13 protein-coding genes are annotated in these 15382 nt (G+C 43.5%); 8 read left to right on the forward strand and 5 right to left on the reverse strand.

Going from position 1 to position 15382, the window contains the following annotated elements; all coding sequences use genetic code 11:
* Positions 1-262 precede the first annotated feature (262 nt).
* The 5 genes from FTU39_RS12140 to rsfS all read left to right on the forward strand — a co-directional run bounded on the left by FTU39_RS12140 (position 263) and on the right by rsfS (position 6335).
* Positions 263-3079 (forward strand): ATP-binding protein, encoded by a 2817-nt coding sequence (locus FTU39_RS12140; protein WP_180052233.1) that lies wholly within the window; start codon positions 263-265, stop codon positions 3077-3079.
* A 196-nt stretch (positions 3080-3275) separates the two neighbouring features.
* On the forward strand, positions 3276-4061 hold the full coding sequence (locus FTU39_RS12145) for a crotonase/enoyl-CoA hydratase family protein (protein WP_179995949.1): 786 nt from the start codon (positions 3276-3278) through the stop codon (positions 4059-4061).
* A gap of 90 nt (positions 4062-4151) precedes the next feature.
* Complete coding sequence (locus FTU39_RS12150) at positions 4152-5018, forward strand: NAD(P)-dependent oxidoreductase (RefSeq protein ID WP_180052234.1); 867 nt, start codon at positions 4152-4154, stop codon at positions 5016-5018.
* Positions 5019-5063: 45 nt separating this feature from the next.
* Positions 5064-5849: a hydroxypyruvate isomerase family protein gene (locus FTU39_RS12155; RefSeq protein WP_154320326.1), complete on the forward strand. Its 786-nt coding sequence runs from the start codon at positions 5064-5066 to the stop codon at positions 5847-5849.
* Positions 5850-5933: 84 nt separating this feature from the next.
* Positions 5934-6335, forward strand: a complete 402-nt coding sequence (gene rsfS / locus FTU39_RS12160; protein WP_004974926.1) for a ribosome silencing factor — start codon at positions 5934-5936, stop codon at positions 6333-6335.
* A gap of 280 nt (positions 6336-6615) precedes the next feature.
* On the opposite strand, the gene FTU39_RS12165 is transcribed toward rsfS, so the two are convergent.
* From FTU39_RS12165 to FTU39_RS12175, 3 genes are read right to left on the reverse strand one after another with little or no spacing between them, the layout of a single operon-like run.
* Entirely contained in the window at positions 6616-8061 is a 1446-nt protein-coding gene (locus FTU39_RS12165; protein ID WP_004974925.1) for an NAD(P)(+) transhydrogenase (Re/Si-specific) subunit beta, read from the reverse strand.
* Between the two features lie 3 nt (positions 8062-8064).
* Complete coding sequence (locus tag FTU39_RS12170; protein ID WP_004974924.1) at positions 8065-8388, reverse strand: proton-translocating transhydrogenase family protein; 324 nt, start codon at positions 8386-8388, stop codon at positions 8065-8067.
* 11 nt (positions 8389-8399) lie between these two features.
* Positions 8400-9527 carry a Re/Si-specific NAD(P)(+) transhydrogenase subunit alpha gene (locus FTU39_RS12175; protein ID WP_004974923.1) on the reverse strand — a complete coding sequence of 376 codons (1128 nt, stop codon included), beginning with the start codon at positions 9525-9527 and terminating at the stop codon, positions 8400-8402.
* 903 nt (positions 9528-10430) lie between these two features.
* Between FTU39_RS12175 and FTU39_RS12180 the strand changes: the two genes are divergently transcribed.
* Both FTU39_RS12180 and FTU39_RS12185 read left to right on the forward strand, forming a co-directional pair.
* Positions 10431-11330, forward strand: coding sequence for a DMT family transporter (locus tag FTU39_RS12180; RefSeq protein WP_180052235.1), 900 nt, complete (start codon positions 10431-10433; stop codon positions 11328-11330).
* 94 nt (positions 11331-11424) lie between these two features.
* Positions 11425-12615 carry an MFS transporter gene (locus tag FTU39_RS12185; protein ID WP_096901400.1) on the forward strand — a complete coding sequence of 397 codons (1191 nt, stop codon included), beginning with the start codon at positions 11425-11427 and terminating at the stop codon, positions 12613-12615.
* Positions 12616-12643: 28 nt separating this feature from the next.
* On the opposite strand, the gene FTU39_RS12190 is transcribed toward FTU39_RS12185, so the two are convergent.
* Positions 12644-13288 (reverse strand): hypothetical protein, encoded by a 645-nt coding sequence (locus FTU39_RS12190; RefSeq protein WP_004974903.1) that lies wholly within the window; start codon positions 13286-13288, stop codon positions 12644-12646.
* Positions 13289-13518: 230 nt separating this feature from the next.
* Between FTU39_RS12190 and dusA the strand changes: the two genes are divergently transcribed.
* Positions 13519-14541 (forward strand): tRNA dihydrouridine(20/20a) synthase DusA, encoded by a 1023-nt coding sequence (dusA, locus tag FTU39_RS12195; RefSeq protein WP_096901399.1) that lies wholly within the window; start codon positions 13519-13521, stop codon positions 14539-14541.
* A 63-nt stretch (positions 14542-14604) separates the two neighbouring features.
* Here dusA and FTU39_RS12200 read toward each other — a convergent pair whose 3' ends face one another.
* On the reverse strand, positions 14605-15378 hold the full coding sequence (locus tag FTU39_RS12200) for a ThiF family adenylyltransferase (protein ID WP_096901398.1): 774 nt from the start codon (positions 15376-15378) through the stop codon (positions 14605-14607).
* Positions 15379-15382 lie beyond the last annotated feature (4 nt).

The following is a 15382-nucleotide window of genomic DNA, read 5'->3' on the forward strand; positions in this document are numbered from 1 at the left end:
TAAATCATTGACATAATTCCAGACGAAGTTCACTTCTGATGCTAGTTGGTCTAACACCTTGCAATGTTTGTCTTTTATACGTAATTTAAGGGTTTTCATGTACTTATATTAACAATCAAAACTCAAGAAAAATAGTCCTTAGTTAAATCAAACGACACTTCATGTCGTGTCGCTTATATCTCTGACCTGAAGGACTGAGTTTTACGCTCCATTTGATAAAGCATGCTAAACTGCCAAACATAGGGATTAAACTGCGTTAACCATGTCAAATATCAATAAAAAGTTATTTAAGCGCTTACATTTAAATCATGCTTATGGACAGCTGATTGCACTTATTTTTGTGCCAATTATGGTTTTGGCATGCGTCGGCACGATGCTAGTTTTATCTGAAACCTCGAATGCCGCAAAAGCACAGCAGCGACAAATGGCAATTGCGATTTTGACCCGTTTTGAGTTGCCATCTGAAGCAGCTTTGCATCAACTGGCTAGCTTTCCGTGGAAGTACGAAGAAGCACGTACTTTTATGCAAAATATGATGAACGAAAAGCACTTGATTCGTACTGCACTGATTGATGCTTCAGGTACGCGCCGTTTAAGCATGGGTTTTCAAGACCAAGCCGAATGGCCCAAATTCCCTAAAAATGCCGATTTTTTTGGCCCAATTCTGTATAAAAATAATCATGTGTATGGCATGCAAATTCAGCAAGACATCAACCGTCCTGCATGGTTGCTGATTGAACTGGACAATCAGCCATTACAAATTGCCCGTTATCGGGTCATGATTGTATTAATTGCCACAGGCTTGCTGACCCTGTTGTTGTTATTGCTGTGTCTGAATTTCTATTCACGACGCTGGATTGCACCCATGTATGAAATTCGCATGCAGCTACAACGCCTGAATGCCGATACGCTCGATCAACACATGGTCATTAACAGTACTGGCGAATTACGCTTACTGCAGCGGGATATTGCCAATGTGGTAAAACGCCTGCATTTCAGCTTTTTAGAACTCAAAGAACATACCGAACAAACCGAAGATGACTTGCGCCGCACCCTCGATACTTTGGAAGTGCAAAACATCACTTATCGTCAGGCACGTGACCAAGCGATTTCTGCCAACCAGTCTAAATCGGTATTTTTAGCCAACATCAGTCACGAACTCAGAACACCATTGAACAGTATTGATGGCTTTATTCACCTGTTATTGCGTCAGGAAAATCTTAGCAATGAACAGAATTTATATTTACAGACCATTCGTAAATCATCGGCGCATCTTTTAGCACTCATTAATGACGTATTGGATTTTTCTAAAATTGATGCAGGCAAACTGGAACTGGATACCGCACCCTTTGATTTAGAAGAAGCCATTTTTGATGTGATGGATATGCTCTCGCCTTTGGCTGCGCAAAAACACATCAACATGGCCTTTTATTTTGCCAATAATGTGCCGCAATATGTGCTGGGCGATGCTTTACGTTTCAAGCAAATTTTAACCAATTTAATTTCCAATGCGATTAAATTCACCCCCGATGGTGAAATTATTGTACGGGCGCGGGTAGAACATGACGATATTGGACAATGCTTAATTCACTTTAGCGTCCAAGACAGTGGCATTGGCTTAAGCGGTACAGACCGTAAAAAATTGTTTGAGTCTTTCTCTCAAGGTGATACTTCGGTCACGCGTCAATTTGGTGGTACAGGTTTAGGTTTGGCCATTTCCAAACAGTTGGTGCATTTGATGCAAGGTCAAATTGGCTTTGAAGACAATCAGGAACGCGCCCCAACCGAAAAAGGCTCGACCTTCTGGTTTACTGCCATGTTTGCGGTAGATGAAGCGCATGCACAGCAGCATCCAAACTTTAAAGAGATTCAGGTGGTGTCGTATTTGGCGCACCCTGCCACAGCGAATGTCTTGCGTCATTATCTTGAAAATTATGCGGTGCGACATATTGAAGCCGCTTCAATTTTAGATTTATTTAGCCGCTTAAAAGATGTATCCGACCTGCAAGACAATACTTGGTTGATTGTTGATCATAGTGGCGACACCGAAGCTTTATTAAAAGAAATTCGTACCCGTTATCAAGGTAACTTGGCAGTGTATGGCTATCAAATGGCGCTAGACCCAAGTCTGTTAAATGAATATCGTGCGCGCGCTTTGTATCAACCGCTCAGTCGTTCAGCCTTAATTGACTTACTCAACAATGAAAACAGTTTTGATGAACAGGAGTCTGCATCATTTGATGGTAAAGGCCTGCACGTTTTAGCGGTGGATGACCATCTACCAAACCTGATTGTACTCGAAGCCTTGTTGGGCGAACTGAATGTGACCACCACCAAAGCGCAAAGTGGTCAGGAAGCTTTGGGGATTTTGCAGCAACGCATTGAGCAGGGACAGCAACCATTTGACCTGATCTTTATGGATATTCAAATGCCTGTGATGTCGGGGGTAGATACCACCCGTGCGATTCGTTCTTTAGAATCGACTTTGGAAAATCACAAACGCTTACCTATTATTGCCCTCACCGCGCATGCTCTTGCCGATGAAAAGCAAAAATTACTCAAAGTCGGTATGGATGACTATGTCACCAAACCGATTCAGATTGAACAAATCATCCAAATTTTAACCCATTGGACCACGCAAAGTTTTAATAAGCCACCTGCAGTCGATAAAGCCATTGTGATTGAAGCGCTAGATCCACAGGTGTTGGATTGGCAACAAAGCCTAATGCTGGCAGCCAACAAAGAAGACCTTGCAGTGGATTTACTGAAAATGCTAGTGGATAGCTTTGCCACAGAATTACATGAAATTGAACAGCTGATTGAACTGGAAGATTTCCCACAACTCGAGCATGTGTTGCATCGTCTGTATGGTGCGACCCGCTATGTTGGCACACCGAACCTGCAAGAAGTAACAGGCTCATTTGAACAGTTTGTTTCGACCTTACGTAAAGAACGTCGTAAAGCCGATGATCTGTTTGTGCAAGAGGTCTTAAACCGTTATCAGGAATTACAAACCTGTATACAGCAAGTTGAACATGCGGCAGAACACATTTTTACCAAACACAATGCGGTGAGTTAGCCAACATCAAAGTGACATTCACCGCGAACGCCTCAACGAGAAGATACAGTTTGTAAGCACGACTCACCCAGCACTATTCACAAAAAAAAGTCACGTAATCAAAGGCAAGGTCGCAAGGCTTTGCCGTGACTCTGCTGTCATTTATCGCACTGCTGCCCATGTTATGCTTTGCCCAGTAAAAACAAGAGCTCACATCATGACCTTACTTCGTATCGAAAAAAATAATGGCATCGCCACAGTTTCCCTGAACCGCCCAGACAAACGCAATGCCATGAGTTTTGCCCTACTCAAAGAATTGGTGCGGACTGCCGAAAAACTTAAAAAAGACCGCAGCTTACGTTGTGTAATTTTAACAGGCGAAGCAAAGGTATTTAGTGCAGGCATTGACTTGGCCGACCTCAACAATCCACAAAACCGTGCATTTGCGGCTTGGGAGTTAATTAAGCCAGGGCAAAGCCTGTTTCAAAAAGCATTTCTCGTTTGGCAACAATTGCCTGTACCTGTAATTGCTGCAATTGAAGGCTATTGTTTTGGTGCAGGGATGCAATTGGCCTTGGCCGCAGATATTCGTATCGCGCATCCTGACACACAAATGTCGATTATGGAAAGCCGTTGGGGCTTAGTGCCTGATATGGGGCTAAGCCGTTCTTTAAAAGGTTTAATTGGTTTAGACCTTGCCAAAGAGCTGACTTTAACTGCGCGTATTTTTGATGCCAACTATGCCAAAGAAATTGGTTTGGTCACGCATTTAGATGCAACCCCCTTACAAAAAGCACAAGACCTTGCTGAAGAAATTGCACAACGCTCTCCTGATGCATTGGCTGCAGCCAAACAAGTGCTGGATGCTATGGAACATGCGCCAAATAAATCTTTACGTTTAGAAAAAATTTGGCAATTAAAATTATTGCTGGGTAAAAATAGCCAACTGGCACGTAAAAAGGACAAGAACCCTGAAGTGACCTTTGCACCGCGTCAGTTTTGATTCAGTTCAAACACAACAGACTTTGACCAAAGGCTAAATTGACATTTCAAGCCAGACTTGTACTGTAGGCAAAAACGGAGAATCAGCGCTATGCATTTTGATCGTGACACAAAAATCGCTTTTTTAGGTATGGGACTTATGGGGACGCGCATGGCAACCCGCTTAGTTCAGGCAGGTTTTGAGGTCGCGGTGTGGAATCGTAGCCCTGCGGCTTGCGAATCTGTGCTCAGTCTGGGGGCAAAACCGCTGCAATTGAGCGAGATCGGACAATATCCAGTGATCTTGAGTTGCCTTGCCGATGATAATGCCGTCCAAGCTGTATTAGATCAAATTGAGCCTTTTTTGACTGCTCAACAAGTCATTGTCGATTTTTCCAGTTTGTCTGTAGATCAAACCCAAAAGCTAGCGCAGCAAGCCAACCTCAAACAGGTCACATGGATTGACTCACCTGTATCGGGAGGCACTGCGGGAGCCGAACAAGGTAGTTTGGTGATTTTTGCAGGGGGTGATGCAAACACCATCGAAAAATTAAGCCCGATTTATGATGTGCTGTCACAACGTGTGACCCGTATGGGCGAAACAGGCACAGGACAAGCCACTAAAATCTGCAACCAACTGATTGTTGCTGCCAACAGCACCCTAATTGCCGAAGCTGTTGCCTTAGCAGGACAGGCAGGCGTAGACACCCGTTTACTTGCACCTGCTTTGGTGGGTGGTTTTGCCGACTCGAAACCGTTTCAGATTTTAACTCCACGTATGGCAACTCACAGTTTTGAGCCTGTACAATGGAAAGTCCAAACCCTGTCTAAAGATTTAAACAATGCCTTACAACTGGCAGCGCAATTTCAGTTACAGATTCCTGTGGCAGAAAAAGCCCTTTCACAACTGCAAGCCCATCAAGCCAAGGGTTTTGCAGAAGCAGATTTAGCCACCATTATTCATCAGGTCGAAGCTTAATCGGCTTGATTCCTGATCCAACCTTTGCCTGCAAGGAGCACCTGCATGTCTAAACTGGCGGTTAATCTGTCGATGATTTTTACCGAAGTGCCTTTAATTGAACGCTTTGCCCTTGCACGCGAACATGGTTTTCAGCATGTTGAAATTCAATTTCCCTATGAACTGAGTATTGAGCAGATTCAAACCCAACTCACACTTCATCAACTCAGCCTGTGCTTAATTAATGTCCCTGCGGGCGACCTCATGCAAGGCGGCAATGGTTTGGCGGGCGTACCCGGAAAAGAGATTGAATTTCATCATGCCCTAGAGTTAGCTATCCGTTATGCCACGGCGTTAAATGTCCCTAGCGTCAATATTTTGGCAGGCAAACAACCTGTCGATGCCGATTTACTGCCTTGCTTAAACACGCTGGCAGAAAACCTAAAACTGGCCTGCTCGATGCTCACCCAACATCATATTCAGCCTGTATTTGAAATGATTAATGGCACCGACATGCCACGCTTTTTGGTACAAAATATTGCGCAAGCTCAAGAGATGCTAGAAGCAGTCAAACATCCTGCTCTTAAAATGCAATACGACTGTTATCACATGGCGATGATGGGTGAAGATGTGCTGAGCGCATTGCAAGAAAACATTCAGGATATTGGTCATATCCAGTTTGCCGACAATCCAGGACGCCATGAACCCGATTCAGGCGAGCTAGACTATACTACTATTTTCAAATGGTTACAGCACAGTGCTTACTCAGGCTATGTCGCTGCAGAATACCGCCCAAGTCTGGCGTCAAATCAATCATTTGCATGGAAAAACAAATATTTTTCCTCGTCTTAAAATGGTTAAAATTAAATCAATTTGAAATTTCAGGCTAAAACAGCTATATTAGACGATGAATAATTTTAGGAAATTATACACCCCATGAATTTAGAACCATCGCCCGGCGCTTCTAATTCTCACGATCTTGCAATGAATACCCAAAAGCATGACGTACAAACTTGTCTTAAAGTTGTACATGAAGCTCTCCTTGATGTAAAAGCCAAAGAAATTGTTGAACTTGATGTCAGCAGCATCAGCAATGTTTCAGATGCCATTGTGATTGCTAGCGGTACATCAACTCGCCACGTAAAATCTCTTGCCGATAATGTTGCCGAAGAAGCGCGCAAAGCAGGCTTCCGACCAATTGGTATTGAAGGTGAACGTGATGCAGAATGGATCTTGGTCGATCTTGGTATGGTAGTGGTTCACATCATGCTACCAACAGCACGTAAATTCTATGACCTAGAAAGCTTATGGCGCACTACGCCTGAGTCTGTTGCTTAATACAACAGTTCACTTGAGCAGCCTTAAAGATGCACAAAAAGCGACTTTCAAATAAGTCGCTTTTTTAATGCAGATCTTTTGAAGTTCATACCTCTAATCATTTTATATCGTATTAACCTACCCACCAAATATTGGTTTATATCATCCCCTACCCACTACATTGCTTCAAACCAATCCTATACAAACTCACCCAAACTCAATCTGCCTTCTCTCAATTGACCACTTTACAGCAGCCATAAAAAAACCGCCCGAAGGCGGTTTCATCTCTAGGAACCGTGTCTTAGTGACCTGTACCGTTGATTGATTTAGTCATATCTTCCACAACTTTCTTGGCATCACCAAAGATCATCATGGTCTTGTCGTTATAGAACAAGTCGTTGTCTAGACCCGCATAACCTGTTGCCATTGAGCGTTTGATGACCATAATGGTACGTGCTTTATGCGCTTCAAGAATTGGCATGCCGTAAATTGGCGAGTTTGGATCGTCTTTTGCCGCAGGGTTAACTACGTCATTTGCACCAATCACCAACACCACATCTGTTGCAGGGAAATCTGAGTTGATTTCGTCCATTTCTAAGATGTCTTCATACGGTACGTCTGCTTCTGCAAGTAATACGTTCATGTGACCCGGCATACGACCTGCCACTGGGTGAATCGCAAAACGAACAGTTACACCTTGCTCTTTTAACAAGTTGGCCAATTCTTTGACCGCATTCTGTGCACGACCTTGCGCCATACCATAGCCCGGTACAATTACTACGCTGTCTGCATTTGACATCAAGAAGCCAGCATCATCAGCAGAACCTGAACGGTAGTTACGTTGCACTTGCGCACCCGCTGCTGCCGTTGGTGCTGCTGCACCGCCCATCGCACCACCAAACAATACGTTGATGATTGAACGGTTCATGGCTTTACACATGATGTAAGAGAGAATCGCACCTGAAGAACCGACCAATGAGCCTGCAACAATCAGCATGTTGTTTTCAAGTGTGAAACCAATACCTGCTGCCGCCCAACCTGAGAACGAGTTCAACAATGACACCACAACTGGCATGTCACCACCACCCACTGGTGCAATCCATACCCACCCGAATGCCAATGCTAAACCTGTCATTGCCCAGAATGAAGTCATGTTGCCGCTCAGGAAGAAGTGAATCCCAAAACCGAGCATGGCAAGGAAAATTAACGCCTGAACAGGTTTTACCCATGCACCCGAAATAGTTTTTGCCCATTTCTTCGCCGCCAATTTACCGTATGCAAAAACAGATGCAGTAAAGGTAATCGCCCCCACGAAACAGCCCACAAACAATTCAAATAAATGAACTTTGCTCATTTCATGGAAAGTAATGCCATTTGCAGCCAACAAGTCTGGACCAAGTTCGATTAACTTGTTGTTATGAATAATCGCAGCAATCGCAATTAAAACTGCAGCCAAACCGACTAAAGAGTGCATTAACGCTACAGTTTCAGGCATTTGAGTCATTGGCACCGTACGTGCGCGGGCAATACCCACCACCGCACCTGCTGCCATAGCTGCCAGAATCATCCACACAACTGGATTGTCTGCCACAAAGAATGTAGTCAAGACTGCAATCGCCATTGCGATCATGCCGTAACGGTTGCCCGCAATCGCAGTTTTAGGCCCAGACAAACCACGTAAAGTTAAGATAAAGAGCACAGCCCCGATTAAATAGAACCAGTCTGCATATTCACGAATAAATTCCATGCATTAGCCCTCTTTTTTCTTTGCTTTTGGTTTGAACATTTCCAGCATACGTGCAGTCACTGCAAAACCACCGAAAATATTGATGCTTGCCAAGAATACAGCAATCGCACCCAGTACACTCACCACATTAATGGTTTGGAAATCGACACTGCCTTCTACACCCATGATTGGTAGACCAACAGTTTGAATCATCGCACCTACAATAATGATTGAAGAAAGTGCATTGGTTACTGCCATTAATGGCGTATGTAACGCAGGTGTTACCCCCCACACCACGTAGTAACCTACGAAGATGGCAAGGACAAAAATCGTAATTGTTTCAACCATGAGAATTCTCCTTAACCACGCTTTAACAGCACTTGACCGTTATGAGTGACCAGCAACGCTTTCTGAATTTCTTCTTCAGGATTCAATGCGAAGTTCTTGTCGTTATCAAATAATGTTTCAACAAAATTCAACACATTACGCGCATATAGTGCAGATGCTTCTGTCGATACAGTCGATGGAATGTTTGGAATACCCAAAATTTTCACACCATTGGCAGTCACTACAGTTTCACCGCATTGTGAACCTTCGACGTTACCGCCCGTTTCGACTGCCATATCTAAAATCACAGAACCCGGCTTCATTTTTGCCACAGTTTCCGCTTTGATTAAACGCGGTGCATCACGACCCGGCAATAACGCAGTGGTAATCACGATATCCGCATTAGAAACGGCTTTATCGACAATCACTGCTTGGTCTTTAATGTATTGTTCACCAGGCATCCAGCCATAACCATTTTTGGCAGCATCGGCAGCTTTTTGTTGTTCTTCTTCAGACATTGGTACGTCTAACCACTTACCACCCAAAGATTCCACCTGATCTTTTGCCGTTGGACGCAAGTCAGTTGCTTCGACTACAGCACCTAAACGCTTCGCTGTTGCAATGGCTTGCAAACCAGCAACACCCACACCCATGATCACAACACGCGCAGGTTTTACAGTACCCGCTGCCGTCATTAACATTGGGAACATGCGTTGATATTCTGCTGCAGCCAACAACACAGATTTATAACCTGCCAAGTTGGCTTGTGATGACAACACGTCCATATTTTGCGCACGCGACAAGGTACGTGGCAAAAGCTCTAAAGCAAATGCAGACACCTGAGCCGCAGCAAATTGGTCTAATTCAGTATTGCGGTAAGGATCAAACATCGCCACCACAGTGCTGTTCGGTGCAAGTTTTTGAATTTCTTCACCCTTTGGGGCACGAACTTTCAAAATCATTTGGCTACCGCGATAAGCATCATCTGTCATGGTCGCGCCTACTTGTTCATAAGCGCTGTCGATATAAGCGGCTTTTACGCCTGCACCACGTTCAATGACTACGCTATGACCCGCGCTAATCAACTTCTTTACTGTTTCTGGCGTCGCAGCGACACGATTTTCACCGACAACAGTTTCGGTTGGAATTCCGATCTGCATGAGCGTTCCTCAAGCTAGTTTTTCTTAAGTCAACATCGTGGATAACGATGCTTTCCCCTCAGGATAAGTTTTGTTGAATTTTTGGATTCTAATGCAACATTTTTAAATTACCACCCAATATTTATTTAATAAATACCCATATTTTGAACTGATGATTCATAAAAATATTGTTGCGAGATATAATTGATAAGTTTTGCTTCTTGAATATAAGTCTAATTATTCAGCAAAACTTCGATTTGAAGTGTCTAAAAGAAAAAAAGCGATGCTTTGAGCTTGCAGTTGACCACATTTAAATGAATTAAGCATTGATCATTCTGACACGCATTTCACTTAATTGGGAAAATCCGACTTAGCGCTAAAAGATTGCATATCTATACATTTAAGCGCTAAAAGCAAAAACTTAAACACCAAATTGACTTTTTTGACAATTTTTACACCGCACAACAAGGTTCAATTTAGAAGTGTTTTGCGCATCTGAAAACCTTAGAAAAACCTACCTTTGCCTTATGAGTAAAATCGAATATTTGAAACAGTAAAACTTTTAAAAGAAGCTTGAATTTATTCAACTCAGGTCTAAGTTAAGTGCTGCTATTTTTTTCATTTTTTTTGTGCGTCATTTAGTCTGATGATGGATTTTCTCTGTTTTGCAATATTTTTAGCTAATTTGCACCATTATCGTGCAAAGCTCATTTACTCTACTTTTCACAAAATTTATGCCATCTCAAGCAGACCATCTGCATAAAATCGGCTATGCTTACTCAAATACAGCACACAGCTTTATTCATGCAGTCGCATCTGTCTTTATCCATCATACAACTTGTATTTGTGTGCGCGGCATGTGTCACTTTTCTTGCATCCACCTTGCTCGACAGCATTTTTCATGATCAGACTTAACGCCACACAATGGGCTCCATCTTTGCCTTATTTGCAGCCTTTTTGTTTAGTACCAAAGCCATTTTTATTAAACAGGCTTATGCACTTTCACCGTTGGTCGATGCAACCGTACTCATGGCTTTGCGCATGGCAAGTGCCCTGCCTTTCTTCTTGCTGATTTGTTGGCTCAATCGCCATCACAGTCGCAACATCTCTACACGCAATTGGCTGCTAATAATATTTGCAGGTCTGATGGGCTATTATTTTTCTAGCTGGCTGGATTTTTTAGGGCTGATGTTCATTAGCGCTTCATTAGAACGCATTATTCTGTTTTTATATCCAACGCTCACCGTTCTGGCTTCGAGCGTAATGTATCGGCAGAAACTGAGCTGGCTGAGTCTGTTTGCAATTGCCCTGAGTTATGGCGGAACAGTGATTGTGATGTTACAGGAACAGAGCAATACCCCGCATGACACGTATTTTTGGTTAGGCAGCAGTTTGGTGTTTGCCAGTGCGGTGTGTTTTGCAGGCTATTTATTGCTGACCAAAAGCCTGATTCAGCATTTTGGTTCATGGAATTTTACAGGTCTGGCTTTAAGTATTGCCTGCATCGGCACGCTTACGCATTACAGTTTGGTCACACCGAATCCACTGGGACTGGTACAACAACTGCCTGTAGAAGTGTTAGGTTATGGCATAGCTTTAGGGATATTTGTCACAGTCTTGCCCACCTTACTCATGGCACACAGTATCGCCCGTTTAGGTGCGGCACAATCGGCCATGATTGCTTCAATTGGCCCCATCTTGACGATTCTATTGGCCACAGCATTTTTAGGTGAACATCTAAATGGCATACAATGGTTCGGCTGCATGCTCAATATTGTAGGCGTGATGATGATCACCTTGTCCAAAAACAAGTTCTCTCATTAAGTTAAAGGCGACATCCTGCCACTAATGAAGTTGAATATTGGATTCAATCTTTGAGCTACTGCAACCCCGTTTTACCATTGACCTTAGGATAATTATGAACACTGCACCCGACATCAGCCAAGATAAAACCCTGCTCTGGTTGATGGCGATTGCCTGTGGCCTATGCGCGGGGGCCAATTATTATTGCCAACCGCTGATTTACTCGATTCATCAATCTTTCCAGATTCCGCAATCCCAAGTGGCATTGACGGTGACTTTTGCACAAGTATCTTATGCACTGGGTTTATTGTTTATTGTGCCTATGGGCGATATTGTCAATAAAACCAAATTCATTCCCCTATTGATGTTTTTGGCCTCGATTGGCTTATTTTTATGTGCCTTTTCCAGCAATTTAAGCATGCTATGGATTGGCACGATTATCACAGGGCTGTTTTCTGTGGCGGCACAAGTCTTAATTCCCTTTGCCACCATGACCGTAAAACCTGAAAAAATGGGTGAAGTGGTCGGTTTATTGATGAGTGGTTTATTGGTCGGTATTTTACTTTCGACCAGTTTGGCAGGTTTGCTGTCCAACTTATTCCATTGGAAAGTGATTTACCTGATTAGCGGTGTGCTGATGCTTTGCATTGCCGCGGTACTCAAAGCACGCTTACCCTTTATCTCAACCAGCAAACTCAGCTATTTGGCCGTGTTTCAGTCTATGGGCAAACTCATTTTAGAAGAACGTCGTTTGGTCTATCGTGCCTTGCTCGGTGCGTTTGCTTTTGCAGCGATGAGCGTGTTGTTTTCCACCATTGCAGTATTACTCAAATCCAGTTTTGGCTTAGCTGACTTTATGGTGGGCATTGTGGCAATGGTGGGTGTATTCGGTGCTCTTTCGACCAAACACGTGGGGAAAATTGCAGATCGTGGCTATGTTACAGCGCTGACGTGGGGTGGTTTGGCGCTATTGGCAATCAGTTGGGTCTTTCTATACAACGGACAATTTAGCTTATGGAGCTATATTCTTGGTTTTGGCTTAATTAACCTTGGGCTTGCCACCGTACACAGCAGCAACCAAAATGTAATTTTTCGCTTACGCCCCGATGCCAAATCGCGGATTAACTCAATTTATATGACCAGTTATTTTACTGGCGGTGCTTGTGGTTCTGCCTTGGGAATCTATGCATGGCAACACGGTGGATGGTTATGGAGTTGCCTAGTTGGTTTGTGTTTTGTTACCGCCGCAATGAGCTTTGCCCTACTCGACTGGCAGCATCAACGTCAACACACCGCCATGCCTTAAACGCTGCGATTACAATCAAGCAAGTCGCTTAAGACATTTGCATCACAGGGTAAAATGGCTGACTCAATTCCACATTTTCTAAATTTTCCAATAAGATTTGGATAAAACACGGCATCAACGCACACAGTAAAGTATTGGCATGGCTGAGTTGTTTGCGGTTGATTGCACTGTTATAAGTTGCACCACCTTGTAAAAGTTGCTGCTGTAACGTCAATAAGCGCTTAAACAAACATGCCAAAATTGTAGCTGAATCATGGATGTGCAATGCCTGCATAATCTGCTGTTTCTCTGCTTCATAATCTGCACGCCATTCAGCTTCAGTCATTTTTTGATTACGCCAATCCCAAAAACTTTGATACAAATAAGGGTTGGTCAGCAACACCTCTAAACTTTGTGGATATTTTTCCCAAATAATTCTCGCCATGCGCTGATCGACATCTTTTTGATACATACGCTGCACAAATTGCTGCAAGGTCTGTTGTGTATGCTCTGCCGTTTGACCTTGCGCATACAAGGCACTCAACGCCACCCATGCTGTCATAAATTGCATATCGACATCATCATGAAACTCAATGGCTTTTTTCCACCAACTTAAACTGCGCTGCATGCGTAAATTAAATGCCGTTGAAAATTCATTTTTCTTAGTTCGATAAATTTCTTCTAATACCAACATTTTATTTTCCCTCTTATGCTGCGTTATCCTATCTTTTCAACATACTAAAAAACGGCTACGCATACAAATACTGAGCAGTTCCGCTTTAGCATCTACGGTTGCGCTGCTTTGTTCATAGCGAACAAAGCAAAGTTAATGCCAATGGATGTGGGTTGGGGATACTGTCGATTTTCACTTAAACCCCGTATAATGCGCGGTCTTGTGCTTTTGTTTTTCAATTCAGGTGGGTTATGACACGTGCCATCCAAACTTTACAACCTCGCATTTCGGTTGCCCCTATGATGGATTGGACTACCCGCGATTACCGTTTTTTTGCACGTTTATTTAACCCCAATATCATTCTGTATACTGAAATGGTAACCACTGGCGCAATTTTATTTGGTGATGCCAAGCGCCATTTAGATTACAGCAAAGAAGAACATCCTATTGTCTTGCAGTTGGGCGGTTCAAATCCGAAAGACCTTGCGACCTGCAGTAAAATGGCACAAGACTGGGGTTATGATGAAATCAACCTGAATGTTGGCTGCCCAAGTGATCGAGTACAAAACAATAAAATTGGTGCGTGTTTAATGGCAGAACCAGACTTGGTTGCAGAGTGTATTGCCGCCATGCGTCAATCGGTTGATATTCCTGTGACCGTAAAACATCGCATCGGGATTGATGACATGCACTCTTATGCAGAGATGCTGCATTTTGTGGATACTGTGGCTCAAACAGGTTGCAATAACTTTATCGTGCATGCCCGAATTGCCTTATTACAAGGTTTATCGCCTAAAGAAAACCGCGAAGTTCCGCCTCTGCGTTATGAGGATGTGTATCGCCTAAAACAAGACCGCCCCGAATTGTTAATTGAAATTAATGGTGGAATTAAAACGTTTGCCGAAACCCAACAACACCTCAAGCATGTCGATGGGGTGATGATTGGTCGTGAAGCCTATCACAACCCTTATTTACTGGCAGAGCTTGGGCAATTATGGGGGCTAGAATTACCTGACCGTTTTGAAATTATGCAGCGCATGTTGCCGTATATTGAACAACGTCTACAACAAGGTGCACCACTTTCTGTCATTACCCGCCATATTTTAGGTTTATTCCAAAACCTGCCAGGTGCACGTAAATGGCGTCAGGCACTAAGTGGCGGCAATGCCAAAACATTTGCAGATGTAGAGCAAGCATTGGTCAATATTCAAGCAGCAATGCAGCGTACGGAAGACTATTCAAAAGAGCAGCAGCTACAACGACCTACTGAATAAAGTCATTGGCGATGTGCAAAATCAAAGAACTTTTTTATAAGCCATGCCTCGCATGGCTTTGATTTATGTATTTTTAGCCTGTAAGGCATCTAACTTTTTCAACACTTCTGCCACAGCTACCATCGCAAAACTGGACGTGACCACCACCGCCGAACCATAGCCGCCACAGCGCAAGCCTGCGCTTGGGCATACATCGGCACTAGAAAATGGATTGTCGATGGAATACACACAGGTAATCCCAAACTTTTCTTTTGGCTTTTTACAAATACCTTTGCTGCGTAATTGGGCGCGCAATTTGGCCAACATTGGGTCTTGTTCGGTTTTAGATAAATCTGCCACTCGAATTTTCAACGGATCAAGTTTGCCACCTGCACCACCCGAAACAATCAGTGGAATCTTGTTAAAACGACAATGCAGCATCAACGCTAGTTTAGCTTTTACGTCATCAATGCAATCTAAAATCAAATCAGGTGCAGTCGCCAATAACGCTTTGACGTTATCTGGACTGAGGTAATCATCGACCAAATTAATTTTGATACGTGGATTAATAGAACGGCAACGCTCTGCCATGACATTAATTTTTTCATGCCCCAAGGTTGAGCTCATGGCAGGCAATTGACGGTTAATGTTAGATGCTGCGACCACATCCATATCCACCAATGTCAGCTCGCCGATACCCGTACGTGCCAACGCCTCAACCGCCCAAGAGCCGACACCGCCAATTCCTATCACCATGACATGACTTTGGGCATAATGCTGAAAAGCACTGTCGCCATAAATTTTGGCCACACCTGCAAAACGGCGTTCATATTCATCATCTTGAAGAAGATCTGTCATGCTG

Source organism: Acinetobacter sp. YH12099, from assembly GCF_013419195.1.
Classification (GTDB): domain Bacteria; phylum Pseudomonadota; class Gammaproteobacteria; order Pseudomonadales; family Moraxellaceae; genus Acinetobacter; species Acinetobacter towneri.